The following is a 26,472-nucleotide window of genomic DNA, read 5'->3' as shown; positions in this document are numbered from 1 at the left end:
AGGAGAGGGCGCCCGGCACCGGACTCCCGCGGGCCGGATCAGCCGGTGCGCAGCCGCAGACCGCGAGGAGTGGCGTGGAAGCCGGCCTCCTCCAGCAGGCCGGCCTCCGCAGCGGACAGCGCCTGCTCGCCGTTGATCCGCTGCACCGTCAACGTCCCCACGCGGCCGGCACGCACCGCTCCGGCGAGTGCCTCCACCGCGGTACGCACCGACTCCCCGGCCTCCGCCGGGCCGTCGGGACCGCCCGGCCAGGCGAGCAGCGTGCGGCCGCCCCGCTCCATGTAGAGCCGGAGCTCGCCGCCGACCAGGACGACGACCGCCCCAGCCTTGCGGCCCGGCTTGTGGGTCGCCCCCTCCGGAGGGTCGGGCCACGGGAGCGCCGCCCCGTATGCGTTCGCCGGGTCCGCGGCGGCCAGGACCACCGCACCCGTCCCGTCGTCACGCACCTGCGGGGCGGAGGCCGGCTCGCCCCAGGGGATGGAGGCCCGGTCCGCCCCGGCACGCTCCCGCGCCTGATGGATCGCGCGCAATCGGTCCACCGCGCCGTCGACGGCGAACTGGGCCGCTCCCAGCCCTTCCACGACGTAGCCCCGCCGCGCCTGCCCGCTGTCCTCGAAGGCGGACAGGACCCGGTAGGCGGCGGCGAATCCGCCCTCGACCCCTTCCGCCTGCACCGCACCCCTGGTCACCACCCCGTGCCGGTCCAGCAGGGTATGGGCCAGCGCATGCGCCCGGTGGGTCGGATCGGTCTCGGCGGCGGGCAGCAGCGACCAGCGCCCCGCGACGGTCGGAGGCCCGTTGCGGGAGGCGGACCGGGCTGCGGCCGTCAACGAGCCGTAGCGTCCGCGCGGCACCGCCCGCCGGGCCCGGTGCGCGGTCGCCCCCGCGGTACGGCCCGACCCCAGATGCGCACGCATCGGTGCGAACGTGTCGTTGGTGAGCATCCCGGCCCAGGCCAGATCCCAGACCGCGGAGACGATGTCCGCCTCGGTGCGGTCCGGCAGATCCGACCTCACCCGGTCCGCGATCTGACGGAAGAACAGGCCGAAGCCGCCGTCCAGCGCGCTCAGTACCGCCCGGTGCACCTCGGACAGCTCCAGCGGCAGCGGAGGGGCCAGCAGCAGGGGCGCGGAGTCGGCGAGGTGGAGCGACACCCAGCCGTCCTTCCCCGGCAGCGCGCCGGCTCCCGCCCACAGCACCTCGCCGGACGCGGTGAGTTGATCCAGCAGCACGGGTGTGTAGTCCCGGACCCGGCCCGGCAGCACCAGCCTCTCCAGGGCCGAGGCGGGCACCGGCGCGCCCTGCAGCTGCTCCACGGCCCGCACCAGGCCGTCGACGCCGCGCAGGCCGCCACCGTCGAGATGCTGCCAGCGCGGCAGGAACGCCGCCAGCGCCGCAGGCGGCACCGGTTCCAGCTCCTCGCGCAGCGCGGCCAGCGACCGGCGTCGCAGCCGCCGCAGCACGTTCGCGTCGCACCACTCCTGGCCGATCCCCGACGGGTGGAACTCGCCCTGCACCAGACGGCCCGCCCCGTCGAGCCGGTGCAGGACTCCGTCGGCGACCGCCGTCCCCAGACCGAAGTGGGCCGCCGCCTCGGCCGAGGTGAACGGCCCTCGGGTGCGCGCGTAACGGGCGAGGAGATCGCCCAGCGGGTCGGCCACCGGCTCCGTGAAGGCTTCCGGGACGCCCACCGGCAGCGCCACTCCCAGGGCGTCCCGCAGCCGGCCGGCGTCCTCCACCGCCGCCCAGAGATCCCGGCCGGCGACGCGGACACGGATGGCCCGACGTGCCCGGGCGAGACTCTCGGCCCACGCCGCCTCCCCGCCGCGCTCCGCGATGTCCTCCTCGCCGAGCGGCCCGAGGACGCGGAGGGCGTCGGCGAGGCCCTCCGCGTCCTTCACGCGGCGCTCCGGCGTACGCCACTGGAGCTCGTCCTCGAGGTCCGAGAGCACCGTCGGGTCGAGCAGCTCCCGCAGTTCCGCCCGGCCCAGCAGCTCGGACAGCAGCCGGGAGTCCAGGGACAGAGCGGCGGCCCGCCGCTCCGCCAGCGGGGAGTCCCCCTCGTACAGGTACTGCGCCACATAGCCGAAGAGCAGCGACCGCGCGAATGGTGAGGGCTCCGGAGTGTCGACCTCGACGACGCGCACCCGCCGGGACTCCACGTCCCCCATCAGCCCAACCAGGCCGGGCACGTCGAAGACGTCCTGCAGGCACTCGCGAACGGCCTCCAGCACGATCGGGAACGAGCCGAAATCGCTCGCGACCTGCAGCAGCTGTGCCGCCCGCTGCCGCTGCTGCCACAGCGGGGTGCGCCTGCCGGGGTTGCGCCGAGGAAGCAGCAGCGCCCGCGCCGCACACTCGCGGAAGCGTGCGGCGAACAGTGCGGAGCCACCCACCTGGTCGGTGACCAGCTGATCGACCTCTCCCTGGTCGAAGAGCACGTCGGCCGTACCGAGCGGTGCCTGCACGGCATCCCGGGAGGCGGCGCCGCCCGCCCCGTCGTCGAGCAGGTCGAGGTCCATGAGGTCGGCGTCGGGAAGGCGCAGCACGATGCCGTCGTCGGCGTGCATGACCTGTGCGTCCATGCCGAAACGTTCGGTGAGCCGGGCACCCAGCGCCAGTGCCCACGGAGCGTGCACCTGCGCACCGAACGGGGAGTGGATCACGATGCGCCAGTCGCCCAGCTCGTCGCGGAACCGTTCCACGACGATGGTCCGGTCGTCCGGCACGTGACCGCAGGCCTCGCGCTGCTCCGCCAGGTACGCCAGCACGTTGGAGACAGCCGACCGGTCCAGCCCGGCGGCCGCGAGCCGCTCCCGCGCCCGCTCGGCGGGCAGGCCTCCCACCTCGCGGAGGAAGGATCCCAGGGCGCGCCCCAGTTCGAGAGGGCGCCCCAGCTGGTCGCCCTTCCAGAACGGCAGCCTGCCCGCCAGGCCGGGCGCCGGTGTGACCAGCACCCGGTCCCGTGTGATGTCCTCGATGCGCCACGAGGTGGTGCCCAGGGTGAAGACGTCCCCCACACGGGACTCGTAGACCATCTCCTCGTCCAGCTCACCGACGCGCCCGCCGCCCTTCCGCGGATCGGTCCCGGCGAGGAACACGCCGAACAGGCCCCGGTCCGGAATGGTGCCGCCCGAGGTGACCGCCAGCCGCTGCGCGCCCGGCCGCGCGGCGACCGTGCCGGCGACCCGGTCCCAGACCAGTCGCGGCCGCAGCTCGGCGAAGGCGTCGGAGGGGTACCGTCCCGCGAGCATGTCGAGTACCCCGGAGAAGGCGGACTCCGGCAGCGAGGAGAACGGTGCGGCCCTGCGGACCACCCCGAGCAGTTCGTCGACCTGCCAGGTGTCGACGGCGGTCATGGCCACGATCTGCTGGGCCAGGACGTCCAGCGGATTGGCCGGCACGCGCAGCGCCTCGATCGCTCCCTCGCGCATGCGTTCGGTCACCACCGCGGCCTGTACGAGGTCGCCCCGGTACTTCGGAAGGACGACGCCCGCCGAGACCGCGCCGACCTGGTGTCCGGCGCGGCCCACGCGTTGGAGGCCTGAGGCCACCGACGGCGGCGACTCGACCTGGATCACCAGGTCGACCGCGCCCATGTCGATGCCGAGTTCGAGGCTGGAGGTGGCGACGACCGCCGGCAGACGCCCTGTCTTGAGTTCCTCCTCCACCTCCGCCCGCTGCTCCTTGGACACGGAACCGTGGTGTGCGCGGGCGAGGATGGGCGGGGCGCCTCGGGCCGCACCGGCCTCGGCCATCAGCTCGGCGGGGGAGTGGTGCTCGGGCAGCGGCTCGCCGGTGGCGCGCTCGTAGGCGATCTCGTTCAGCCGGTTGCAGAGGCGTTCGGCGAGGCGACGCGAGTTGGCGAACACGATGGTCGAGTCGTGCGCCTGCACGAGGTCGGTGATCCGCTCCTCCACGGAGGGCCAGATCGACGGCTTCTCACCGCCGGTGCCGGGGGCGGAACCGTCGTGTACGGGTGATCCGCCGAGTTCCCCCATGTCCTCCACCGGCACGACGACCGAGAGGTCGAAGGCCTTCTCGGACGGTGGCTGCACCACGGTGGTGCGGCGCTGCGGGGAGAGGAAACGGGCGACCTCGTCCACGGGGCGCACGGTCGCGGAGAGGCCGATGCGCCGTGCCGGCCGGTCGAGCAGTTCGTCCAGCCGTTCCAGGGTGAGGGCGAGATGGGCGCCGCGCTTCGTCCCGGCCACGGCGTGCACCTCGTCCACGATCACGGTTTCCACACCGGACAGGGCGTCGCGGGCGGCCGAGGTGAGCATGAGGAACAGCGACTCGGGCGTCGTGATCAGGATGTCCGGCGGACGGCGTGCCAGCGCCCGGCGCTCCGCCGCCGGGGTGTCGCCGGACCGGATGGCCACGCGGACGTCGGGTTCGGGGAGGCCGAGCCGGGCCGACTCCTGCCGGATGCCGGTGAGCGGACTGCGCAGATTGCGTTCGACGTCGACCGCGAGGGCCTTGAGCGGGGACACGTACAGCACCCGGCAGCGCCTGAGGCGGTCCGCGGGAGGCGGCGCGGCCGTGAGGCGGTCGAGCGAGGCGAGGAACGCGGCGAGGGTCTTGCCCGAGCCGGTCGGTGCGACGACGAGGGCGTCGGACTCCTCGGCCAGGGCCCGCCACGCGCCCTCCTGCGCTGCCGTGGGCGCCCGGAACGCCCCCGCGAACCAGGCGCGCGTCGCGGGGGAGAACGTGTCCAGGGCGGAGGGGGCCGCTTTTCCCTGAGCCATGTCACCCATCGTGCACCCCGGGTAGGACAACGTCCCCGCCGAGCGCCGCCGAGCGGTGGAGGATACTTCCCGTATGCGGTTGACGGACTTCTGGCAGCGGATGGCGGACCACTTCGGTGATGCGTACGCCGATTCCTTCGCGCGCGACCACGTGATGTCGCCCCTCGGCGGGCGCACGGTGCACGAGGCGCTCGCGGCAGGGTGGAACGCGAAGGACGTGTGGCGGGTGGTGTGCCGCGAGATGGAGGTTCCGCCAGAGAAGAGGTGATCCCGGGCGGGGCGTGCCGCTCCGCCCGGTGCGTCCCCGTTTTCCACAGGCCGCGGGCCTCGCTTGACACAAAAATCGAACAGCCATTCTTATGGAGTGGCCGGTCCGCAGCGGGAGTGAGGTCGGGCCGACTGTCAGTGGCACGCGCTAGCGTCGTTGGACGTGAAGCGATCGACTCAAGCGAACAACCGGATGGCACCCATGGCTGGTACGGACCGCGACAAGGCGCTCGACGCCGCGCTCGCGCAGATTGAACGGCAATTCGGCAAGGGCGCCGTGATGCGCCTGGGCGAACGGCCGAACGAGCCCGTCGAGGTGATCCCGACCGGGTCGACCGCCCTCGATGTCGCCCTCGGCGTGGGCGGCTTGCCGCGCGGCCGGGTGGTGGAGGTGTACGGCCCGGAGTCCTCCGGCAAGACCACGCTCACGCTGCATGCGGTCGCCAACGCGCAGCGTTCCGGGGGCACGGTCGCGTTCGTGGACGCCGAGCACGCGCTCGACCCGGAGTACGCGAAGAAGCTCGGCGTGGACGTCGACTCGCTGATCCTGTCCCAGCCGGACAACGGCGAGCAGGCGCTCGAGATCACCGACATGCTGATCCGCTCCGGCGCCCTCGACCTCATCGTCGTCGACTCCGTCGCCGCGCTGGTGCCGCGCGCCGAGATCGAAGGCGAGATGGGCGACTCGCACGTCGGTCTCCAGGCCCGCCTGATGAGCCAGGCCCTGCGCAAGATCACCGGTGCGCTCAACCAGTCGAAGACCACCGCGATCTTCATCAACCAGCTGCGCGAGAAGGTCGGCGTGATGTTCGGCTCTCCCGAGACCACCACGGGCGGTCGCGCGCTCAAGTTCTACTCCTCGGTCCGGCTCGACATCCGTCGCATCGAGACGCTCAAGGACGGCACCGAACCGGTCGGCAACCGCACCCGGGTCAAGGTCGTCAAGAACAAGGTGGCCCCACCCTTCAAGCAGGCCGAGTTCGACATCCTGTACGGCGTGGGCATCAGCCGTGAGGGCGGTCTGATCGACATGGGCGTCGAACACGGCTTCATCCGCAAGTCCGGAGCCTGGTACACCTACGAGGGCGATCAGCTGGGCCAGGGCAAGGAGAACGCCCGGACCTTCCTGCGCGACAACCCCGACCTCGCCAACGAGATCGAGAAGAAGATCAAGGAAAAGCTCGGCATCGGCGTGCAGCCGCAGAGTGCTGCCGATGCCGCCGGCTCCGAGGGCGGGGCGGACGGCGCTGCCGCGGACGCCAGGACGGCTGCCGATGCCAAGACTCCTCCGGCACCTGCCGGCAAGGCCAAGACCGCCAAAGCCTCCACAGCCAAGAGCTAGGCGGTGACACGGCGCAGCCACTGGCCGGAGTCCGACAACGTCGACGGTCCCGCTCCGCCTCGTCCCGGAACGGGACGGTCGAGCACGGAGGCGGGAATGCCCGTGCGCGAGGACCCTGTCGAGCGCGCGCGAGCCATCTGCCTCCGGCTGCTCACGGGGACCCCACGCACCCGTCAGCAGCTGGCCGAGGCCCTGCGGAAGCGGGAGATCCCCGACGAGGCGGCGGAGCAGGTGCTCAGCAGGTTCGAGGAGGTCGGTCTCGTCGACGACGCCGCCTTCGCGGACGCCTGGGTCGAATCCCGGCACCACGGCAAGGGCCTGGCCCGCAGGGCCCTCGCCCGCGAGCTGCGGACCAAGGGCGTGGACGCCGCCACCGTGCAGGAGGCGGTCGACCGGCTCGACGGCGAGCAGGAGGAGGAGCGGGCCCGCGCGCTGATCGAGCGGCGTCTGCACGCGACCCGTGGCCTGGACCGCACGAGAAGGGTTCGCCGCCTGGCGGGGATGCTGGCGCGCAAGGGTTACCCGGAAGGACTCGCGCTGCGGGTGGTGCGGGAGGCCCTGGAGCGTGAGGGCGAGGACGGGGAAGCGCTGGAGGAGCAGTTCCCCGACATCTGACCGGGGCGGACCGGACGACGGCCCGGTCGGGAGACTGCTCTCCCGGCCGGCTCAGGTGCCCGGCTTGGTCCGGGGCACGGTGACCGTCACGCGCAGTCCGCGGGGCCGGTTCGGCGCGTAGCCGATGCGCGCATCGCCCGCGGCGAGGAGCGCTCGGGTGATGGACAGCCCCAGGCCGGAACCGGCGACGTTCTGGTGCCGGCTGCTGCGCCAGAAACGGTCTCCGATACGGCTGAACTCCTCCTCGGTCAGTCCCGGCCCTTCGTCGCAGACCTCCAGCCGTACGTGCGCGCCCGCCGCCGTCGTGCGCACCGTGACCGTGCCTCCCGGTGGTGAGAACTTCACCGCGTTGTCGACGACGGCGTCCAGCGCACTGGAGAGGGTGACCGGATCCGCCCACCCCGTCAGCGCCGCCGCCCCGTCCGCGCGGAGCGTCACCTCCGCCCGTTCCGCGGCCGGGCTCCAGGCGGCCACCCGTTCCGCGGCCAGTTCCGCCACGTCCGTCAGACGCAGATCGGCAGGGCTGTGTTCGGCAAGCGCCAGATCCAGCAGCCCGTCCAGCACCTGAGCCAGCCGCTTCCCCTCCGCCCTCACGGAGGCGAACTCCTCGTTGCCCTCCGGAAGCTCCAGTCCCAGCAGCTCGATGCGCAGCAACAGCGCGGCGAGCGGATTGCGGAGCTGGTGCGAGGCGTCCGCAACGAAGGCCCGCTGCTGCTCCAGCACGTCCTCCATGTGGTCGGCCATCTCGTTGAACGCCCCCGCCAGCCGCTGCAGCTCGGGGGGCCCACCGGCGGCGGCGACCCGGGACGTGAGCTTGCCGGTCGCGATCTCGTGCGTCGCCCGGTCGAGAACGCCCACCGGACGCAGCACCCACCGGGTGAGGGCCAGTGCCACCGCGACGGCGAGCAGCATCGCTGCGCCTTCTCCCACGGCGATCGGTATCCAGCCCTGCAGAATGCGGGAACGCAGCGGACCGGTGGGGGAGTCGACGTACACCACTGCCGTGACATCACCGTCCCGGACGACCGGTGAAGCCACGGCGATACGGGTGTCCTGCCAGGGCCAGACCTGTTCCGGATCGTGACTGCGCCGACCCGCGAGCGCCTCGCGGAACGCCTCGGCCCCGGGCCCGGACTGCGGCACCCGCCAGCCGCCCGGTGCGGTGGCCATGGCTTGCCCGTCGCGGTAGAAGACACCGGCCTTGATGCCGTAGAGCTCGTGGTAGCGCCGCAATTCCTTGCGCAGGATCGACAGACGTCCTCCCGCCGTCCGGTCCACCGCGACGAACTGGGCCAGGGACGCGAAGCGTGCCGTGTCGTCGATGCGGTCGACCACGACGCGCTGCTGCTCGGCGGCGGCCTGGCTGGCGGCGAGCGGGAAGCCGAGCGCCAGCAGCACGCCGGTGAACAGCACGATGAGGAGCGGCAGGAGACGGGCGCGCACGGGAGGCCGTTCGGTCCCTCAGCCGGCGGTCTCGGGGAGGACCAGCCGGTATCCGACGCCGCGCACCGTCTCGATCAGAGTGGGAAGCCCGAGCTTGGCGCGCAGCGAGGCGACGTGGACCTCCAGCGTCCGGCCGGTGCCCGCCCAGTTGGTGCGCCACACCTCGCTGATGATCTGCTCCCTGCGGAAGACGACGCCGGGCCGCTGCGCGAGCAGGGCCAGCAGATCGAACTCCTTGCGGGTGAGGGCCACCGCGGCGTCGTCCACGGTGACCCGCCTGGCCGCGGGGTCGACCCGGACGCGTCCCAGGCGCAGCGGCTCCTCCCCGGCCTGCGGCAGCGGTTCGGTGGCGGGCGGCTCCTCTCCCGCGCTGCGCCGGCTGACCGCGTGGATGCGTGCCAGCAGCTCACCGGTGTCGTAGGGCTTGACCACGTAGTCGTCCGCGCCCAGGTTGAGGCCGTGGATGCGGGACCGGACGTCCGCCCGGGCCGTGACCATGATCACCGGCGCGCTGGTGAGCCGGCGGATCCTCCCGCAGACCTCGAAACCGTCCTGGCCGGGCAGCCCGAGGTCCAGGAGGACCACGGAGAACGGCGACTCGCCCCCGTCCGCCGGGAGCAGTGCACCCAGCGCCTCCTCGCCGTCGTGCGCGTGCACCACCTCGAGACCGTGCCGTCCGAGGACTGCGGACAGGGCCGCGGCGACGTGGTTGTCGTCCTCGACGAGCAGCAGCCTCATCGTGTCCCTCTCGTGCTCGCTCCGGAGCCGTTCGGTGGCGGACGGTTTCCGTGGTCGTGGCCGGCAGGGCGAGGTGCACGCCCCGGCACTGCATCCACCCGGATTTCCGCAGGTGAGTCAAGGGGTGACCGGGGCGCCGGGGGGTTCTGTTATGCAGCCGGTACACGCGCGCTATGTGCCGCCCGGAGGGTTTCACGTGGAGTGTCCGGCATGAGGCGTATCGTGATGCTCAATTTCCGCTCAGATGTGGTGACGCCGGTGGCAGCGGCTCACTAAGGTCCTCGCAACCGACGAGGACGGAGCTACACGCCGATGAGCAATGTATCGGTGACCAAGGACGGAGACGCCGGACGACCGGAGTCGGCGCCGAGCGGCCTGGTCGTGCTGGACAACGTCAACAAGCACTTCGGTGCGCTGCACGTGCTTCAGGACATCGACCTGACCATCGAGCGCGGCGAGGTCGTCGTCGTCATCGGTCCGTCCGGATCCGGCAAGTCCACGCTGTGCCGCACCATCAACCGCCTGGAGACCGTCGACTCGGGTCGTATCGCCATCGACGGCAAGCCCCTCCCGGAGGAGGGCAAGGAGCTGGCGAAGCTGCGTGCCGACGTCGGCATGGTCTTCCAGTCCTTCAATCTCTTCGCGCACAAGACGGTGCTGGAGAACGTGACGCTGGGCCAGGTCAAGGTCCGCAGGACGGACAAGAAGTCCGCCGAGGAGAAGGCCCGGCAGCTGCTCGACAGGGTCGGCGTGGGAAACCAGGCGGACAAGTACCCGGCGCAGCTCTCCGGCGGCCAGCAGCAGCGCGTGGCGATCGCCCGGGCACTCGCCATGGACCCGAAGGTCATGCTCTTCGACGAGCCGACCTCCGCGCTCGACCCCGAGATGATCAACGAGGTCCTCGAGGTCATGCAGCAGCTCGCCCGTGACGGGATGACCATGGTCGTCGTCACGCACGAGATGGGCTTCGCGCGATCCGCGGCGAACCGGGTGGTCTTCATGGCCGACGGCCGGATCGTCGAGGAGGCCACCCCCGACCAGTTCTTCAGCAATCCGCGCAGCGAGCGCGCCAAGGACTTCCTGTCGAAGATCCTGCACCACTGAGGTACTGCGCGGAGGTTCCGGCCTCCGCACAGCTCACGCACCGCCACCACGAGAACCGAGGGATGTCCACCATGACTCTCCGCAAGACCAGCATCGCGGCCGTTGCGGCCGCCCTCGCCCTGACCGCGACCGCCTGCGGCGGCAGCGACAGCGGCGACGACGGCATCACGATCGGTATCAAGGTCGACCAGCCCGGCCTCGGCCTGCAGACCCCGGACGGCGGCTACGCCGGGTTCGACGTCGAGGTGGCCACGTACGTGGCCAAGGAACTCGGCTACAAGGAGAGCGACATCACCTGGAAGGAGGCTCCCAGCGGCGACCGGGAGAACCTCATCGCCAACGGTGACGTCGACCTGATCGCGGCCACCTACTCCATCACCCCGGAGCGCAAGGAGCGGGTCTCCTTCGCCGGTCCGTACCTGATGGCGCACCAGGACCTTCTCGTCCGCAAGGACTACAACGAGATCAAGAAGACCTCGGATCTGAACGACAGCAAGCTCAAGCTCTGCTCGGTCACCGGCTCCACCTCGGCCGCCAACGTGCGGAAGGACTTCGCGCCGAAGGCCGACCTCAACGAGTACGGCACCTACTCCCAGTGCCTGACGGGCCTGGAGAACGGGAACGTGGACGCCCTCACGACGGACGACAGCATCCTGGCCGGCTATGCCGCGCAGAAGGAGCAGCAGGGCAAGTTCAAGCTTGTCGGCCTCAACCTGAGCGACGAGCCCTACGGCATCGGCCTCAAGAAGGGCGACACCGAGATGCAGAAGAAGGTCAACGACGCCCTGAAGAAGATGGTCGACGACGGCTCCTGGAAGAAGTTCGCCGAGAAGTACTTCGGCCCGGCCGGCTACGAGTACGGCGAGGCGCCCGAGATCACCGAAGGCAGCTGAGAAGGCAGCGGCAGGCGGGGCGCCGTCCTGACACGGACGGCGCCCCGCGTCCGCTACGGCGAGAGCGCGGGAGAACGTGTTCGACTTTCTGAATGACTACGACGTCGTGGGGGCGTTCTGGGTCACGGTCCAGCTGACCCTCTATTCGGCGATAGGTTCCTTGGTCTGGGGAACGCTCCTCGCGGCGATGCGGGTGAGTCCGGTTCCCATGATGCGCGGCTTCAGCACGGTCTACATCAACACCGTGCGGAACATCCCGCTCACCCTGATCATCGTGGCCACCTCGCTGGCGCTCTACCAGACGCTCGGCATCGAGCTCGGCGGCGGCACCTCCAAGGAGGTCAGCTTCAAGCTGGCCGTCCTGGGCCTCGTCGCCTACCACGCGTGCTTCGTCTGCGAGTCCCTGCGCTCCGGCATCAACACGGTTCCGGTGGGGCAGGCGGAGGCGGCCCGTGCACTGGGCCTGAAGTTCAGCCAGGTGCTGTCCGTGATCGTCCTGCCGCAGGCGTTCCGTTCGGTGGTGGCGCCGCTGGCCAACGTACTGATCGCACTGACCAAGAACACCACGGTCGCTTCGGCGATCGGCGTCGCCGAAGCGGCGTACGTGATGAAGAACATGATCGAGTTCAACCCGGACGTGCTGTTCCTCGTCTTCGCCATCTTCGCCTTCGGGTTCGTCGTCCTGACCCTTCCGGCCGGCATGCTGCTCGGCTGGGTGAGCAAGCGTGTGGCGGTGAAACGATGAGCAACCTCTCCGTTCTCTACGACGCGCCGGGCCCCAGGGCCAAGAGGCGCAACGTCCTCTACACCGTGGTGTTCCTCGCGGTGTCCGCCCTGGTGGCCTGGTGGGTGATCGACACCCTGGCCGCCAAGAACCAGCTGACCGAGGCCAAGTGGGGTCCGTTCGTCACCGACTCCCGGGTGTGGACCACCTACATCCTTCCCGGCCTCGGCAACACCCTCAAGGCCGCCGCGCTCTCCATCGTGATCGCACTGCCGCTGGGCGGACTGCTCGGTATCGCCCGCCTCTCCGACCACGCGTGGGTCAGCAGGCCCGCCGGCGTCGTCGTGGAGTTCTTCCGCTCGGTACCGGTGCTGCTGATGATGGTGTTCGCCAATCAGGCCTACGCCTTCTACACCGACATCGACTCCGAGGTCCGCCCGCTCTTCTCCGTCGTCACCGGACTCGTGCTCTACAACGGGTCGGTCATCGCCGAAATCGTGCGCGCCGGCATCCTGTCGCTTCCCGGCGGCCAGACGGACGCGGCAAAGGCGATCGGCATGCGCAAGGGCCAGCTGATGGTCTTCGTGCTGCTGCCGCAGGCCGTCACCGCCATGCTGCCGGCACTCGTCAGCCAGCTCGTGGTGATCGTGAAGGACACCGCGCTGGGTGGCGCGATCCTCGGGTTCTCGGACCTGATGAATCAGACCAGCACCATCTCGGCGAACTACGGTGCCAACACCATCGCCACCTTCACGGTCGTCGCGCTGATCTTCATCGCGGTCAACCTGGCCCTGACCTGGTGCGCCGGCCGGATCGAGGCCCGCATCCGGCAGGGCAAGCGCTCCGGCGGCACCGTCGTGCACGGCGGCGCGGCGGAGGACATGGAGTACGAGGAGCCGGGCTCCACCCGGTGACGGCTCCCGCCCGACCGCAGTCGTGATCCACTGCCCGCCCCTCCGCTTGACGACGGGGCGGGCAGTGGGTTGCATACCTGAGGTGATCGTGCACCGGGCTCCGTCAGCGTCAACTCCCCTCCTCCCGTCAGACCGTGAGGGCCGGGTGCTGTGGATCCGGTGATCGTCGTCGGTGCGGGACCCGTGGGACTCGCACTGGCACTGGCACTTGCCCGCCGCGACGTCCCCTCCGTCGTGCTCGACGCGGGAGAGGGGGACGTGCTGCGCCGCGCGGCACGCACCTGCGCGCTGCGCCCCGACACCGCCGCGACACTGCCCCCGGTGGAGGCCGCACGATGGCGGGTGTGGCGCACCGAGCGTCGGAGGCAGTGTCTGGAGAGGGTCGAACTCGACGACGAGGCCGCCCCGTTCCACCTCGAGCAGCATCGTCTTCAGACGGCTCTGCAGGCAGCGCTCGCACACGAGAAGGTGGTCGCCCTCGAGCGCGGCAGCCACGTCGACGCCGTGGAGCAGGACGCCACGGGGGTCGCGGTGCGCACCCGGGGACCGCGCGGAACCTGGTGGCGCGGAAGTTACGTCGTCGGCTGCGACGGAGCGCGCTCCACCCTGCGGAAGCTGCTCGGCATCGGATTCCCGGGGCGGACCTCCGTGGAGCGGCACGCCGTGGCCACGGTGCGCACCCGGCTCCCCTGGCCGGACGAGGCCCTGCTCCACCGCGAACCCGCAGGCGCACGGGAGGAGGTGACGGCGCGCCCGCTTCCCGACGGCGCGTGGCGCCTGGACTGGCTCCTCCCTCCTCGAGGAGATTTGGTCACGCCGGACGAGATGCTGGGACGCGTCAAGGACACGCTCGCCCGGTGGCACGACGGCTCGTCCGTGGGTGCTGCGCCGGCCTACGAACTGCTCGACACCGGCGTGCACACCGCCCACCAGCGGCTCGCCCGCCGCTGGCGCGTGGAGCGGGCCTTCCTCGCCGGCGACGCCGCACACCTGGTGGGCGCCCTCGGTGTCCAGGCCGTGGACGAGGGACTCCGCGACGCCGCCAATCTCGCCTGGAAGCTGAGCCTCGCCTGGCACCACGGCGCCCGCAACGACACCGCGGACGACAGCCTGCTCGACAGCTACCAGGCCGAGCGTCGTGCCGCCGTCGGCGCGCGGCTCCGTTCGGTCGACCAGGCACTGCCCTTCGTCCGCCGCTCAGGCGGTGTGCGGACGTTGCTGCCCGGCGGCGCGGCCGGTCCGCTGGGGCTTCTGACGGACGGCCACCTCGGCCGCGGGACGCTCGGTGGGCCTCCGGAGTACCGGCGGTCGCCTCTCGTCCCGCCCGGTCGCGCCTCCTCCGGGGCACGGACGCCGCCGGGCGGGCCGGCGACCGACGTGCCCGTCACCCTGCTGGACGGCACCCGCTGCCGCCTGCGGGAGCGGCTGTGCGGCCGGGGAGGAGACCTGATGGTGCTGCTGGTCGCTCCCGGCACCGGCGTGTGGGACAGCCGCCACTGGCTGCGCGCCGGCCTGATGCCCGAACTCGCGGCGGTGGTGGAGGCCTTGCCGCTGCGGGCGGAGCTGGCCGTCACGGAGGCGTACCCGGGCGCCGCTGCCCACACCGCGCTGGTGATCCGTCCCGACGGGCACCTGGTCGGCGCCTTCCCCGGGGCGCGCACCGATCTGCTGCGCGGCTGCGTGGACGCGGTGCGGGGTATGGCCGCCGCGCGCTAGGAGCTCTGTCCCGTGAGGTCCGGCGTGAGCCGGAGGGTGAGGATCTGGAAGGGGCGCAGGGCCACGTCGACGGTCCCGTCGTGCAGCGCGGCGTCCACGACCGCCCCGGTCGGGTCCAGGGGGCGTTCCAGCAGATCGGTCTCCGCACATCCGCGCACCGCGACGCCGATGCCGAGCCGGGTGCGTGCCCGCGCGCCGAGCGCCTCGTAGAGGCGGAGCACGAGATCGCCGCTGCGGTCCTCGGCCAGCTTCACCGTTTCGACCACGACCTGCTCGCCCTCGACGTCGACCAGCGGGGCGCTCTCCCGCCCCGAGCCCGGGACGACGCGTTCGGGCAGATTGATGCCGTGGCCCTCCCGTACCGCGTCGAGAATGCCGGCTCCGGGGAGCAGCGCGTACCGCATCCGGTGGCGGCCCTGATCGGTCTCGGGATCGGGGTAGCGGGGCGCCCGCAGGAGGGAGAGCCGCACCGTCGTCGTCCGCCCGCCGTCCTCGCGCACCGTGCGGGTCACGTCGTGGCCGTAGGTGGAGTCGTTGACCAGGGCGACGCCCCACAGCGGCTCCGCCACGTGGAGCCACCGGTGCGCGCAGATCTCGAACCTCGCCGCGTCCCACGAGGTGTTGGTGTGGGTGGGACGGAGGACGTGTCCGAACTGCGTCTCCGCCGCGGAGTGGTCGGCCTTGATGTCCAGAGGGAAGGCGGCCTTGAGGAAGGTCTCGGACTCGTGCCAGTCGACCTCGGTGTCGATGTCCAGGCGCCGCTCCCCGGCCCGCAGCGTCAGCTCCTGCTCCACCGACGATCCGGTGCCGAAATGCCGGACGACGCGGACGGTGGCTGCGCGCCCGTCCGGGGCGACGGCGAGCGCCAGCTCGTCGGTGCCGGTGAGGTCGGTGACGTTGTTCCGGTAGTAGGCGTCGACGTCCCACGCGTCCCACGCCGTGGGGAAGTCGGGGTGGAGCTGCAGCAGGTTCGCCGGGCTCCCCGGCGCCACCGCGTCGCGGAGCCCGGCCCGGTGGTCGGCGGCGGAGACGACCAGTCCGCGCCCGTCGATCTCGATCCGCAACTCCCCGTTGTCCATCACCCAGCCGCCGCCCGGGCGGTCCTGCGTGGTCACGGGGCCGCCGTGCTGCACCGGCGGAGCCGCGCCCGCGCCGGGGACTCCGTTCCGCGTGTGCGGGGCGCCGTTGAAGACGACTTCCGCACTGCCCTGCCCCGCGAGCGACCGTTGTGCCCCGCCGATCAGCTCCTCCAGCTCGTCCCCCACCCGCGCATAGGTCTCCCGCGCCTCGCGGTGCACCCAGGCGATCGAGGAGCCCGGCAGGATGTCGTGGAACTGGTGCAGCAGGACGGTCCGCCAGATCCGCTCCAGCGACCGGTACGGGTAGGCGAAGCCCGGAACCCGCAGTGCTGCCGTGGCGCACCACAGCTCCGCCTCCCGCAGCAGCGACTCGCTGCGCCGGTTGCCCTGCTTGGTCCCCGCCTGCGAGGTGTAGGTGCCGCGGTGGAGCTCGAGGTACAGCTCGCCCGCCCAGACGGGGGCGTGGGGGTACTCCTCCTGCGCCTTCTCGAAGAAGGCCGAGGGCGGTTCGATCGTCACCCGGGGGGAACCTTCCAGGTCCGCCAGCCGCGCTGCGCGGCCCAGCATCTCCCGGGTGGGACCGCCGCCTCCGTCGCCCCAGCCGAACGGCACGAGCGACCGGCTTCCGCTGCCCTTCTCGCGGTAGTTGCGTGCCGCGTGTGCCAACTCGCGGGCACTGAGGTCGCTGTTGTAGGTGTCGACCGGAGGGAAGTGGGTGAAGACGCGGCTGCCGTCGATGCCCTCCCAGCGGAAGGTGTGGTGGGGGAACGGGTTCGTCCTGTTCCAGGAGATCTTCTGCGTCAGGAACCATCGGCAGCCCGCGAGTTTCACGATCTGCGGCATGGCAGCGGTGTAGCCGAAGGAGTCCGGCAGCCAGACCTCCTCGGTCTCCACGCCGAACTCCTCCAGGAAGAAGCGCTTGCCGTGGACGAACTGACGCACCATCGCCTCGCCGCCGACCATGTTGGTGTCCGACTCCACCCACATTCCGCCCACGGGACGGAACCGCCCCTCGGCGACCTTCTCCTTGACCCGCGCGTACAGTTCCGGACGGTGCTCCTTGAGCCAGGCGTACTGCTGGGCCTGGGACATGGCGAAGACGAACTCCGGGTGCTCGTCCATGAGAGCGACGGTGTTCGACACCGTCCGTGCCACCTTCCTGACCGTCTCCCGCAGCGGCCACAGCCAGGCCGAGTCGATGTGCGCGTGCCCGACCGCGCTGATGCGGTGCGCCGACGACCGGGCCGGGGAGGCGAGCACGTCGCGAAGCCGGTCACGGCCCCGTTCCGCCGTGCCCGGCACGTCGGCGAGGTCGACCGCGTCGAGCGCCTGTCCGAGGGCCAGCAGCAGTTCCCAGCGCCTGGCGTCCTCCACCGGCAGCTCGTGCATCAGTCCGCCGGCCACCTCGAGGTCCCGCACCAGCTCCCACACCTCGGGCCGGAGGACCGCGAGGTCCATGCGCCGGAGCCGGTACTGCGGCGCCTTCGCCGCGGTGAGCCGGTCGCCGTCGCGGGTGGGAGTCCGCGGCGTGACCAGAATCGGGTTGGATGCCGCCTCCACGAGGAACTCCACCCGTTCCCCGCCGCCTGCGGGAGCGGCGACCGGCGCCCAGGCGTTGCGAGGGCTGAGCCCCTTCACCGCAGTGCCGTCCGCCCGGTGCACCAGGCCCTCGCACTGGAATCCGGGCATGTTCCGGTCGAAGCCGAGGTCGAGCAGGGCCTCCACGGTGAGCCCGGCCCACTCCTGCGGAACCGTTCCGGTGACGCGGAACCACGTGGTGCCCCAGACGGGCCCCCAGCGCTCGCCCACGGCGGCCGGACGGAAGGGCGCTCGCAGCCCCTCCGCCACCGGCACCGGTTCCCCCGGGACGTCCCAGCGCTCCACGGTGAGCGGGACCGCCGGGCCGTGGACCGCCGGCCGGATCCGCTCCTCCAGCACGCGGCGGAGTCGGGCTTCGACGGTGCTGCGTTCGTCGTGCATGGCGGCGGACTCCTCACGTGGACGTCACGGAGCCGGGCGACGGCCCCACGCCATCCGTACCCGGCAGATGCACGAGGCGGAACCCCGCGGGTCCGCGAAGCGCCGTCAGGGCTTGACGGCGCGGTAGTAGCGGCGTGCCCCGGTGTGCAGCGGCAGCGGGTCGGTGTAGATGGCGGTGCGCAGGTCGACCTTCTGGGCCGCGTGCACCACGCTCCCGATCTGATCGCGGCTCCTGATCAGCGACCGGGTCAGCGCCTCGGTGACCGCCGCGTCGGCCCGCTCGGTGGTCACCAGCAGGTTCGCCACCGCGACCGTGTCGACCGGCACGCCCTGCTGGACGCTCGGGTAGGCGTCGCCCGGCATCACGGCAGCCCGGTAGTAGCGCGTGTCCGGTTCCAGCCGCTGCAGTGCGGGCACCAGATCTCCCAGCGGCACCAGCCGGATCCTGAAGCGGGCTGCGAGGTTCTCCACCGCCTGCGTGGGCAGTCCACCGGACCAGAAGAAGGCGTCCAGTTCGCCCCGCTCGAGCATGCCGGGCATCTCGTCGATCCCGGCCGGCACCGCTTCGAGGTCGTTCTCCCGGTCCAGACCCGCCGCTTCGAGGAGCCGGCCCGCGACGAGGCTGACCCCCGAGCGCTCCTCGCCCAGCCCGACCCGCAGGCCTTCCAGATCGGTGGCGCCGCGGACGGGGGAGTTGGCCGGGACGATCAGCTGCATGTAGTCGTCGTACAGCCGGGCGACCGCCCGGAGCCCGGCGGATCCCGGGCGCTGTTCCGCCAGTTCCGCGGCCACGGCATCGGCCTGGGCGATGGTGAAGTCCGCTTTCCCGGACAGCAGCATGTCGAGGTTCTGCACCGATCCCTGGCTGGGTGCCAGCCGCACGGCGAGCTCCGGATCGTCGCGGGCCAGCCGCTCCTTCAGCAGCGTTCCGTACTGCTGGTACACCCCGGTGGGCACCCCGGTGGCGAAGGTGATTGTGCCGCCCGGGCGTGCCGTGCCGCCCGGTGTCAGCAGCCACGCGGCCAGGCCGACGACGACGAGGAGAGCGGCGAAGCCGCCCAGGGCGCGGCCGCCCGGCCTGAACCGCGTGAGAGTGTCGCCGACCATGCGGCCGCATCCTGCCAGGCCGCCCCGTGCGTGCGGGAGGCCCCGGCGGGAGGAGGTGCGTCACAGCGGACGGCGTACCCTGGTCGACTGAGATGACTGCGAAGACTTACGAGCTGCGGACGTTCGGCTGCCAGATGAACGTCCACGACAGCGAGCGGATGGCGGGACTGCTGGAGGACGCCGGGTACGTCCGTGCGCGCGCGGATGCGGACGGCGCGGACGTCGTGGTGTTCAACACCTGTGCGGTGCGGGAGAACGCCGACAACCGGCTCTACGGCAACCTGGGCCAGCTCGCGCCGAAGAAAGCCGCCCGGCCCGGCATGCAGATCGCTGTCGGCGGCTGCCTCGCCCAGAAGGACCGCGACACCATCGTGCGGCGCGCTCCGTGGGTCGACGTGGTCTTCGGCACCCACAACGTCGGCAAGCTGCCGGTGCTGCTCGACCGGGCACGGATCGAGCAGGAGGCCCAGGTCGAGATCGCCGAGTCGCTGGAGTCCTTCCCTTCGACGCTGCCGACCCGTAGGGAGAGCCCGTACGCCGCCTGGGTCTCGGTCTCCGTGGGCTGCAACAACACCTGCACCTTCTGCATCGTGCCCCAGCTGCGCGGCAAGGAGAAGGACCGGCGCCCGGGGGACATCCTGGCGGAGGTGGAGGCTCTCGTGTCGGAGGGCGTCAGCGAGATCACCCTCCTCGGCCAGAACGTCAATGCCTACGGCAGCGACATCGGCGACCGGGAGGCGTTCAGCAAGCTTCTCAGGGCCTGCGGCCGGATCGACGGCCTGGAACGCGTGCGCTTCACCTCACCGCATCCGCGCGACTTCACCGACGACGTGATCGCCGCCATGGCCGGGACGCCGAACGTGATGCCCCAGCTGCACATGCCCCTGCAGTCCGGCTCGTCCCGCGTGCTGAAGGCGATGCGCCGCAGCTACCGTCAGGAGCGTTTCCTCGGGATCATCGAGAAGGTGCGGGCCGCGATGCCCGACGCGGCGATCTCCACCGACATCATCGTCGGCTTCCCCGGCGAGACCGAGGAGGACTTCCGGGAGACGCTGCACGTGGTGCGCGAGTCGCGCTTCGCCCAGGCCTTCACCTTCCAGTACAGCAAGCGCCCCGGCACGCCCGCCGCCGAGATGGACGGCCAGGTGCCCAAGGCCGTGGTCCAGGAGCGGTACGAGCGGCTGGTCGCCCTGCAGGAGGAGATCTCCTGGGAGGAGAACCGGAAGCAGGTCGGGCGGACGCTCGAGGTCATGGTCGCCGAGGGCGAGGGACGCAAGGACGGCGAGACCCGGCGGTTGTCCGGGCGGGCGCGGGACAACCGGCTGGTGCACTTCGCGCGTCCCGAGGAGGCCGTGCGCCCCGGGGACGTCGTGGAGGTCGAGGTCAGTTACGCCGCTCCCCACCACCTGCTCGCCGAGGGCCCGGCGAAGGCCGTCCGCCGCACGCGCGCGGGCGACGCGTGGGAGCGCCGCCATGCCGAGCCGGAGCCGCAGCAACCGGGCGTGATGCTCGGTCTGCCCACGGTCGGCGCCCCGCCTTCCGGGCCCGAGCCCGCCGGCGGGTGCACGGCCTGCTGAGAGGCGCTCCGCCGTGCCCCTGTGCGGCCTGCCTGCGCCGCTGTCCGCCCCGTAAGCTGCCGACATGCTTGTCGCCTCAGCAGTCTGCCCCTGTCCGCCTCTCCTGGTTCCGCAGGTGGCCTCGGGGGCTGCTCCCGAGATGGACGCCGCGCGCACGGCCTGCTACGACGCCCTGGCGCTGCTGGCCGCGTCGCGTCCGGACCGGCTGGTCGTCGTCGGGGCCGCACAGGCTTCGTCCCGGGGCGTCTACCCGCAGGGGTCGACGGGCTCGTTCCGCGGCTTCGGTGTCGATCTGGAGGTGACCCTCGGTACGGCCGACGGGCAGCGGGACGGCGACGCACCGCGGCTGCCGCATTCGCTCGCGGTGGGAGCCTGGCTCCTCGCCAGGACCGGCTGGAACGCCGCCCCCGTGGAGGGACTGGCGGTGGAGGAGCTGCTGGACCGCGACCGCTGCGCCTCGACGGGTCGGGGAATCGCCGCCTCCGCCTCCCGGGTGGCGCTGCTGGCGCTGGGGGACGGCACGGCCTGCCGGACGCTCAAGGCGCCCGGGTACTTCGACCCGCGTGCCGCGGCGTTCGACGCGGACGCCGCCCGGGCGCTGGGCGCCGCTGACGTGGGGGCGCTGCTGGAGCTCGACCCCGACCTCGCGCACGAGCTCCGGGCGGCCGGGCGCTCCGTGTGGCAGGTGCTGGCGGGTGCCGCCGAGGGAGCGGACCTCGGCGGGCGGCTGTTCTACGACGACGCCCCGTACGGGGTCGGCTACCTCGTCGCCGGCTGGTCCTGAACCGCGCGGCAGCGGCGGACCTTCCCGACCGAGTCGGGAGGCGCGGACCGTTCCGCCTCCCTGCGGATCCGGCCGCGCCCCGCCGTCCGCCGCATCGGCGGGGCCGTGTCAGGCGGCCGCACCGCCGCCGCGGCCCCCACCGCCCGCGCCGCCCTCGTCGGTCCAGCGGTCCGTCTGCTCCTGACCCTTCTCGGTGCCGGTGTCGATCGTGTCGCTGTGCTTGCCGCCGGTCCGCTCGTCCAGCTTGTCCCCGGACTTCTCCGCGCCCCGGTGCGTCTTCTCGCCGTGCTGGCCGAGCATGCCCCTGACCTTGTCCATGAAGCTCATGGCGGCCGCCTTTCGTCGTGACTGGTGTCTGTCGGATGTTGCTGAGGAACCGGGATAAACCGCCCACAATCAACCCTCCGTCATGCGAGTCCGCCTGACAACTCGCACAGCCGTGGTGCGGACGTCCGCGGTGCAGATGCCGTGGAGCGGCGGTCCCGATCCCCCGGGGCAGGACGTTTGCGAGACTGGGTCCGTGACAGCCCCATCTGCGCTCCGCGCCCCGTCGTACGAGGTCGTCGCCGTTGTCGGCGCCACCGCCGCCGGCAAGTCCGATCTCGCCGTCGAGCTGGCCCGCACTCTGGGCGGCGAGGTCGTGAACGCGGACTCCATGCAGCTCTACCGCGGCATGGACATCGGTACCGCGAAGCTGGCCGAGGAGGAGCGGCGCGGCGTGCCCCACCACCTCCTCGACATCTGGGACGTCACCGCCGCCGCGAGCGTGGCCGAGTACCAGCGGCTGGCGCGTGCCGAGATCGACCGGTTGCTCGCGGAGGGGCGTGTGCCGGTCCTCGTCGGCGGGTCGGGGCTCTACGTGCGCAGCGCCATCGACGTCATGGACTTCCCCGGCACAGACCCGGCTGTGCGGGCACGGCTGGAGGGCGAGCTGGAGACGCGCGGGTCCGGGGTCCTCCACGCCCGTCTGGCCGAGACCGATCCGGCCGCGGCACGGGCCATCCTTCCCAGTAACGGGCGGCGCGTGGTGCGGGCCCTGGAGGTCATCGAGATCACCGGGCGGCCCTTCACCGCCCATCTGCCGCGGCGCGAGTCCGTCTACGACACGCTGCAGATCGGGGTCGGGGTTCCCCGTCCCGAGCTCGACGAGCGCATCGCGCGCAGAGTCGACCGCATGTGGGAGTCCGGACTCGTGGAGGAGGTCGGCGCGCTCGAGCGGGTGGGCCTGCGGCGGGGACGCACCGCTTCCCGCGCGCTCGGTTACCAGCAGGTCCTCACCGCCCTCGCCGGCGGGTGCACGCTGGAGGAGGCGCGGAGCGAGACCGTACGGGCCACCAAGCGCTTCGCGCGGCGCCAGGACTCCTGGTTCCGCCGTGATCCGCGGGTGCACTGGCTCAGCGGCGCCGCCGAGGACCGCGGCCGGCTCAGCGCTCGCGCGCTCGGCCTCCTCGAACGACCGGTCACAGCCTGATCACGTCATGGCATCGGGACGCTCCAGGGGCGTGGGAGTGCCCTTCCGGCGTGCCATCATCGACCATCGTTCGAGTTGTTCAGCAGGAGTGGAGGGCGCGTGGCGATGGCGTCGGCCGGCCCTCGAGACAACGAAGAGTCAGCGGTGGAGTACGGAACGTACGTGGATTACTCCTCGGCTCCGGTGGAGCCGGACCGGAGGCTGGACGAGGACGTACCGGTCCAGGATCCTCCCGTCGAGCCGCACGAGTTGCGGCCGCAGCGGAGGCTGCGGGTGTGGCAGCTCGCGCCGGTCGTGGTCCTGGGGGCGCTCGGCTCGCTGATGTTCGCCTTCCCGCTGGCCTTCGAGCCGGGAGGTCGCTCCGGAGCGGTCGTCGCGATGCTCGGCCTGCTGATCTGCTGCTGCGCGGCCGGCTGGGGTGTGATGGCCGCACGTCGCGTCGGCCACGTGTGGCCCGGGCTGCCCGCACCCGGCTCCCGGCGCCGCGCCGACTGGCGTGTGATCGCCGCCTACGCGGGAGGCCTGGGCGCTGTCGCCGCTCTCGCACTCTGGCGGGTCGCCTGGCTCGCGGGCTGACCCGGGAGCGCCGGCGGCCTCCCGATACGATCGAGGCGTGAGCACTGCGCAGGGCGTGCCGTTCCTCAAGGGGCACGGCACCGAGAACGACTTCGTGATTCTCCCCGACCCGGACGGCACCCTGGAGCTGACCGCCTCCGCCGTGCGGCGGCTCTGCGACCGCCGCGCCGGAATCGGTGCCGACGGAGTGCTGCGCGTGGTGCGGTCGGCCGCCCATCCCGAGGCGTGGGAGAGGGCGGGCGATGCCCCGTGGTTCATGGACTACCGCAACGGCGACGGCTCGGTCGCCGAGATGTGCGGCAACGGTGTGCGGGTGTTCGCCCGTTACCTGAACCGGGCCGGGCTCGTCCCGGCCGGAGATCTCGCGGTGGCCACGCGGGCGGGGGTGCGGCGCGTGCACCTTGCCGCCGGCACCTCGCCGGGGGCCGAGGGCGGAGCGGGGCCGGTCACGGTCCGCATGGGGCGTGCCACGCTCTCCGGCGAGCCGGTCACGGTCGCCGTCGGCGCACGGAGCTGGCAGGCCAGGAACGTGAACACGTGCAATCCGCACGCCGTCGTGTTCGTCGACGATCTCGCGCACGCCGGCCCCCTCACCGCGCCGCCGGCGGTGACCCCCGAGCACGCGTACCCGGACGGCACGAACGTCGAGTTCGTCGTCGACCGGGGCGAGCGGCACGTCGCCCTCCGGGTCCACGAACGGGGTTCGGGAGAGACGCGGTCCTGCGGCACCGGAGCCTGCGCGGTCATGGTCGCCGCCGCCCGCCGCGACGGACACGATCCGGCCGCCGACGGCACCCCGGTGACGTATACGGTGGACGTTCCCGGAGGGCGCCTGGTGATCACCGAACGCCCTGACGGGGAGATCGAGATGGCCGGTCCGGCGGTCATCCTGGCGGAGGGCGTGCTCGACGCCGACTGGTTCGCGGCCTGACGGGCACAACCGTTCCCCGACCGGCGTCGGCCGAATGCAAACGTCGCTCGAACGGGTGATCCCGGTCACTGCTGGCGAGAGGCGGTCAGCGGCGCGTGATGGGCTCGGTAGAGTCGCACTCCGGGAGAGACCGGGGTCCACGAGCGGGAGGTGGCCATGGACGCGGTGCGCAGCCTTCGGAAGCTGGGCCGTGCCGCCCTCCTGAGGCCGGCCGCCAGGGGGTCCCTCCCGCACGCCATCGAGCATGTCGCCCAGGTCCACCGTGCGCACCACCCCGGAGCAGACCTCGATGTTCTGCGCCGCGCCTACGTCCTCGCCGAATCCTCCCACCGGGGACAGGTCCGCAAGAGCGGCGAGCCCTACATCACGCACCCGTTGGCCGTCACCCTGATCCTCGCTCAACTCGGTGCCGAGACCACCACCCTGACGGCATCCCTGCTGCACGACACGGTCGAGGACACCGAGGTGACGCTGAGCCAGGTCCGTGCCTCCTTCGGGGCGGAGGTGGCACATCTCGTCGACGGCGTCACCAAGTTGGAGAAGGTCGAGTACGGTGCCGCCGCCGAGCCGGAGACCTTCCGCAAGATGCTCGTCGCCACCGGCAGCGACGTGCGCGTCATGTCGATCAAACTGGCGGACCGCCTGCACAACATGCGGACCCTGGGCGTGATGCGCCCCGAGAAGCAGGCGCGGATCGCCCGCGTCACCCGGGACGTGCTGGTGCCGCTCGCCGAACGCCTCGGCGTCCAGGCACTCAAGCGCGAGCTCGAGGACATGGTCTTCGCCGTGCTGCATCCCGAGGACCACCGCAGAGCCCAGGAGCTGGTGCGCGAGTACGCGGCGCAGCCGGATCCGCTCACCGAGATCGCGGAATCCGTTCGGGCGGTCCTGCGGGAGGCCGCGGTGGACGCCCAGGTGCTCATCCGGCCCCGCCATCTGCTGTCCGTGCACCGGCTGAGCCTCAAGCGCGGGGCCCTGAGCCCGTGCGACTTCGGGCGCCTGCTGCTGCTCGTCGACGATGACGCCGAGTGCTACGCGGCGCTGGGGGAACTGCACACCTGCTTCGTGCCGGTCATGTCGGAGTTCAAGGACTTCATCGCGGTGCCGAAGTTCAACCTGTACCAGTCGCTGCACACCGCCTTCGCCGACTCCCGGGGGAGGGTGGCCGAGGTCCTGGTCCGCAGCCACCGGATGCACCGGGTCGCCGAGGCGGGCGTCATCGCGCTCGGGGACCCGCACGTCGCCGGCTCCGGGACCGCCGACGACGCCCACGCACCCGACCGGGAGGATCCGACCCGTCCGGGATGGCTCTCCCGCCTCCTCCAATGGCAGAGCCGCGCGGCCGATCCCGACACCTTCTGGACCGAGCTGCGCGACGAGTTGGCGGAGGACCAGGAGATCATCGTCTACCCGGGCGGGGACGCGGCGGTCGCGGCGCTTCCTCTGCCGGCCGGCGCGTCCTGCATCGACGCCGCATACGTCCTCCACGGTGAGGCGGCGCACCGCTGCATCGGCGCCCGGGTCAACGGCCGCCTGGCCGCCCTGAGCACGGTCCTGCGGGACGGCGACACGGTGCAGCTCTTCCTCGCCCCGCAAGCAGCTTCCGCGGGTGCGGCCCACGCCCCGGACCGGGAATGGCTCGCGCACGCGCGCACCCCCGCTGCGCGCATCGCCATCCGCCAGTGGCTCGCGGGCCACCCCGAGGAGCCGCCCGCAGTCCCACGGCCCACCGCGATCACCACTCCCGGTCGACCGGACCGTCCTGCCGCTGCCGTGCCCGACCGTGCTGCCCCCGCACGACCGGAACGGCCCGGCGCGTCCCCGCCCGCCGGCGTCCCGGCCGCCCAGCGCGCCCGGGGGCGGCATCTCGCGGAGAGTCCCGCCGTGCTCACCGGGCGGCCCGGAGTGCCGGTCCGGCTCGCCCGCTGCTGCACTCCGGTGCCGCCCGACGCCGTGACCGGTTTCCCCGTGCGGGGCGGCGCCGTCGCGGTCCATCGGGAGACCTGCCACACCGTGGTCCGTATGGCCGCGGCAGGGCGGCACGCGGTCCCCGTCCGCTGGGACGAGCAGGCCGCCGGATGCCGTGTGACGCTCCTTGCGGAGGCGTTCGGGCATCCCCGGCTGCTGGCGGATCTCACCGAGGCGATCGCCGCGCAGGGCGCCGCCGTGGTCTTCGCCGAGGTGGAGCCGCCGTGCGAGCAGCGGGTCCGCCACACCTACACGCTGCAGCTGCCCGATGCGGCGGGTCTCGCGGCGCTCATGCGCGCCATGCGGAGGGTTGCGGGCGTGTACGACGTGTCGCGTGCGGTGAAGCACCTTCCTGCCCGCTGAGCGGGCGACAATCCGGGTGACGTCCCGGATCTCGCGTGTCACCATCGACAACGGCGGCACACGGTCACCCGCTTTCCGGGGAATCATTCCCGAGCGGCACGCGTTGCACCGACCGAGCGGCCTCTCCATTCC

The 26,472-nt window shown here is 72.1% G+C and carries 20 protein-coding genes; 14 read left to right on the top strand and 6 right to left on the bottom strand.

Annotation, left to right across the window (positions count from 1 at the left end; translation table 11 throughout):
- Window positions 1-38: 38 nt before the first annotated feature.
- Entirely contained in the window at window positions 39-4,748 is a 4,710-nt protein-coding gene (locus ACL06G_RS02965) for an ATP-dependent helicase (protein WP_412785084.1), read from the bottom strand.
- A 73-nt stretch (window positions 4,749-4,821) separates the two neighbouring features.
- Between ACL06G_RS02965 and ACL06G_RS02960 the strand changes: the two genes are divergently transcribed.
- From ACL06G_RS02960 to recX, 3 genes are all read left to right on the top strand, one after another.
- On the top strand, window positions 4,822-5,016 hold the full coding sequence (locus ACL06G_RS02960; protein WP_412785083.1) for a DUF3046 domain-containing protein: 195 nt from the start codon (window positions 4,822-4,824) through the stop codon (window positions 5,014-5,016).
- Window positions 5,017-5,217: 201 nt separating this feature from the next.
- Entirely contained in the window at window positions 5,218-6,357 is a 1,140-nt protein-coding gene (recA, locus tag ACL06G_RS02955; protein ID WP_412785082.1) for a recombinase RecA, read from the top strand.
- Window positions 6,358-6,360: 3 nt separating this feature from the next.
- Window positions 6,361-6,972, top strand: coding sequence for a recombination regulator RecX (gene recX, locus ACL06G_RS02950; protein ID WP_412785081.1), 612 nt, complete (start codon window positions 6,361-6,363; stop codon window positions 6,970-6,972).
- A 51-nt stretch (window positions 6,973-7,023) separates the two neighbouring features.
- Here recX and ACL06G_RS02945 read toward each other — a convergent pair whose 3' ends face one another.
- Window positions 7,024-8,415, bottom strand: a complete 1,392-nt coding sequence (locus ACL06G_RS02945; protein WP_412785080.1) for a sensor histidine kinase — start codon at window positions 8,413-8,415, stop codon at window positions 7,024-7,026.
- An 18-nt stretch (window positions 8,416-8,433) separates the two neighbouring features.
- Window positions 8,434-9,153, bottom strand: coding sequence for a response regulator transcription factor (locus ACL06G_RS02940; protein ID WP_412785079.1), 720 nt, complete (start codon window positions 9,151-9,153; stop codon window positions 8,434-8,436).
- 312 nt (window positions 9,154-9,465) lie between these two features.
- Here ACL06G_RS02940 and ACL06G_RS02935 point away from each other — a divergent pair, with 312 nt between their 5' ends.
- From ACL06G_RS02935 to ACL06G_RS02915, 5 genes are all read left to right on the top strand, one after another.
- The gene (locus ACL06G_RS02935) at window positions 9,466-10,257 is read left to right on the top strand and encodes an amino acid ABC transporter ATP-binding protein (RefSeq protein ID WP_412785078.1); all 792 of its coding nucleotides are present in this window, start codon (window positions 9,466-9,468) and stop codon (window positions 10,255-10,257) included.
- Window positions 10,258-10,328: 71 nt separating this feature from the next.
- Window positions 10,329-11,150, top strand: coding sequence for a glutamate ABC transporter substrate-binding protein (locus ACL06G_RS02930; RefSeq protein WP_412785077.1), 822 nt, complete (start codon window positions 10,329-10,331; stop codon window positions 11,148-11,150).
- A gap of 76 nt (window positions 11,151-11,226) precedes the next feature.
- Complete coding sequence (locus ACL06G_RS02925; protein WP_412785076.1) at window positions 11,227-11,895, top strand: amino acid ABC transporter permease; 669 nt, start codon at window positions 11,227-11,229, stop codon at window positions 11,893-11,895.
- Window positions 11,892-12,788 (top strand): amino acid ABC transporter permease, encoded by an 897-nt coding sequence (locus tag ACL06G_RS02920; RefSeq protein WP_412785075.1) that lies wholly within the window; start codon window positions 11,892-11,894, stop codon window positions 12,786-12,788. The genes ACL06G_RS02925 and ACL06G_RS02920 overlap by 4 nt, the downstream gene beginning before the upstream one ends.
- A gap of 150 nt (window positions 12,789-12,938) precedes the next feature.
- Window positions 12,939-14,504, top strand: coding sequence for an FAD-dependent monooxygenase (locus tag ACL06G_RS02915; protein WP_412835339.1), 1,566 nt, complete (start codon window positions 12,939-12,941; stop codon window positions 14,502-14,504).
- Here ACL06G_RS02915 and ACL06G_RS02910 read toward each other — a convergent pair.
- Together ACL06G_RS02910 and ACL06G_RS02905 are read right to left on the bottom strand one after the other, a co-directional pair.
- Window positions 14,501-17,563, bottom strand: coding sequence for an alpha-mannosidase (locus ACL06G_RS02910; RefSeq protein ID WP_412835338.1), 3,063 nt, complete (start codon window positions 17,561-17,563; stop codon window positions 14,501-14,503). The two genes, ACL06G_RS02915 and ACL06G_RS02910, sit on opposite strands and share 4 nt — an antisense overlap.
- A gap of 105 nt (window positions 17,564-17,668) precedes the next feature.
- Window positions 17,669-18,670, bottom strand: a complete 1,002-nt coding sequence (locus ACL06G_RS02905) for a TAXI family TRAP transporter solute-binding subunit (protein WP_412785072.1) — start codon at window positions 18,668-18,670, stop codon at window positions 17,669-17,671.
- 92 nt (window positions 18,671-18,762) lie between these two features.
- On the opposite strand from ACL06G_RS02905, the gene miaB reads away from it, so the two are divergent.
- Window positions 18,763-20,247, top strand: a complete 1,485-nt coding sequence (gene miaB, locus ACL06G_RS02900; protein WP_412785071.1) for a tRNA (N6-isopentenyl adenosine(37)-C2)-methylthiotransferase MiaB — start codon at window positions 18,763-18,765, stop codon at window positions 20,245-20,247.
- A 64-nt stretch (window positions 20,248-20,311) separates the two neighbouring features.
- Entirely contained in the window at window positions 20,312-21,031 is a 720-nt protein-coding gene (locus ACL06G_RS02895) for a class III extradiol dioxygenase subunit B-like domain-containing protein (protein ID WP_412785070.1), read from the top strand.
- A 108-nt stretch (window positions 21,032-21,139) separates the two neighbouring features.
- Here ACL06G_RS02895 and ACL06G_RS02890 read toward each other — a convergent pair whose 3' ends face one another.
- Window positions 21,140-21,358 carry an antitoxin gene (locus tag ACL06G_RS02890; RefSeq protein ID WP_412835337.1) on the bottom strand — a complete coding sequence of 73 codons (219 nt, stop codon included), beginning with the start codon at window positions 21,356-21,358 and terminating at the stop codon, window positions 21,140-21,142.
- Between the two features lie 193 nt (window positions 21,359-21,551).
- Between ACL06G_RS02890 and miaA the strand changes: the two genes are divergently transcribed.
- The 4 genes from miaA (at window position 21,552) to ACL06G_RS02870 (ending at window position 26,340) form a co-directional block, all read left to right on the top strand.
- Window positions 21,552-22,502 carry a tRNA (adenosine(37)-N6)-dimethylallyltransferase MiaA gene (gene miaA / locus ACL06G_RS02885; protein ID WP_412835336.1) on the top strand — a complete coding sequence of 317 codons (951 nt, stop codon included), beginning with the start codon at window positions 21,552-21,554 and terminating at the stop codon, window positions 22,500-22,502.
- Window positions 22,503-22,607: 105 nt separating this feature from the next.
- Complete coding sequence (locus tag ACL06G_RS02880) at window positions 22,608-23,078, top strand: hypothetical protein (RefSeq protein ID WP_412785103.1); 471 nt, start codon at window positions 22,608-22,610, stop codon at window positions 23,076-23,078.
- 37 nt (window positions 23,079-23,115) lie between these two features.
- Window positions 23,116-24,009 (top strand): diaminopimelate epimerase, encoded by an 894-nt coding sequence (gene dapF / locus ACL06G_RS02875; RefSeq protein WP_412835335.1) that lies wholly within the window; start codon window positions 23,116-23,118, stop codon window positions 24,007-24,009.
- Between the two features lie 156 nt (window positions 24,010-24,165).
- Complete coding sequence (locus ACL06G_RS02870) at window positions 24,166-26,340, top strand: RelA/SpoT family protein (protein WP_412785066.1); 2,175 nt, start codon at window positions 24,166-24,168, stop codon at window positions 26,338-26,340.
- Window positions 26,341-26,472: the final 132 nt, after the last annotated feature.

Origin of the sequence: Streptomyces callyspongiae (genome assembly GCF_047200695.1) — a bacterium.
Classification (GTDB): Bacteria; Actinomycetota; Actinomycetes; order Streptomycetales; family Streptomycetaceae; genus Streptomyces.
Note: the sequence above shows the minus strand (reverse complement) of the source record. Positions and strands in the feature narration are given on the sequence as shown.

What these genes read in the sequence shown, in the direction of transcription:
- ACL06G_RS02965 (WP_412785084.1), bottom strand. Translation starts at nt 4,748, where the DNA reads ATGGCTCAGGGAAAAGCGGCCCCCTCCGCCCTGGACACGTTCTCCCCC.
- ACL06G_RS02960 (WP_412785083.1), top strand. Translation starts at nt 4,822, where the DNA reads ATGCGGTTGACGGACTTCTGGCAGCGGATGGCGGACCACTTCGGTGAT.
- recA (WP_412785082.1), top strand. Translation starts at nt 5,218, where the DNA reads ATGGCTGGTACGGACCGCGACAAGGCGCTCGACGCCGCGCTCGCGCAG.
- ACL06G_RS02940 (WP_412785079.1), bottom strand. Translation starts at nt 9,153, where the DNA reads ATGAGGCTGCTGCTCGTCGAGGACGACAACCACGTCGCCGCGGCCCTG.
- ACL06G_RS02935 (WP_412785078.1), top strand. Translation starts at nt 9,466, where the DNA reads ATGAGCAATGTATCGGTGACCAAGGACGGAGACGCCGGACGACCGGAG.
- ACL06G_RS02930 (WP_412785077.1), top strand. Translation starts at nt 10,329, where the DNA reads ATGACTCTCCGCAAGACCAGCATCGCGGCCGTTGCGGCCGCCCTCGCC.
- ACL06G_RS02920 (WP_412785075.1), top strand. Translation starts at nt 11,892, where the DNA reads ATGAGCAACCTCTCCGTTCTCTACGACGCGCCGGGCCCCAGGGCCAAG.
- ACL06G_RS02910 (WP_412835338.1), bottom strand. Translation starts at nt 17,563, where the DNA reads ATGCACGACGAACGCAGCACCGTCGAAGCCCGACTCCGCCGCGTGCTG.
- ACL06G_RS02905 (WP_412785072.1), bottom strand. Translation starts at nt 18,670, where the DNA reads ATGGTCGGCGACACTCTCACGCGGTTCAGGCCGGGCGGCCGCGCCCTG.
- miaB (WP_412785071.1), top strand. Translation starts at nt 18,763, where the DNA reads ATGACTGCGAAGACTTACGAGCTGCGGACGTTCGGCTGCCAGATGAAC.
- ACL06G_RS02895 (WP_412785070.1), top strand. Translation starts at nt 20,312, where the DNA reads ATGCTTGTCGCCTCAGCAGTCTGCCCCTGTCCGCCTCTCCTGGTTCCG.
- ACL06G_RS02890 (WP_412835337.1), bottom strand. Translation starts at nt 21,358, where the DNA reads ATGAGCTTCATGGACAAGGTCAGGGGCATGCTCGGCCAGCACGGCGAG.
- ACL06G_RS02880 (WP_412785103.1), top strand. Translation starts at nt 22,608, where the DNA reads ATGGCGTCGGCCGGCCCTCGAGACAACGAAGAGTCAGCGGTGGAGTAC.
- ACL06G_RS02870 (WP_412785066.1), top strand. Translation starts at nt 24,166, where the DNA reads ATGGACGCGGTGCGCAGCCTTCGGAAGCTGGGCCGTGCCGCCCTCCTG.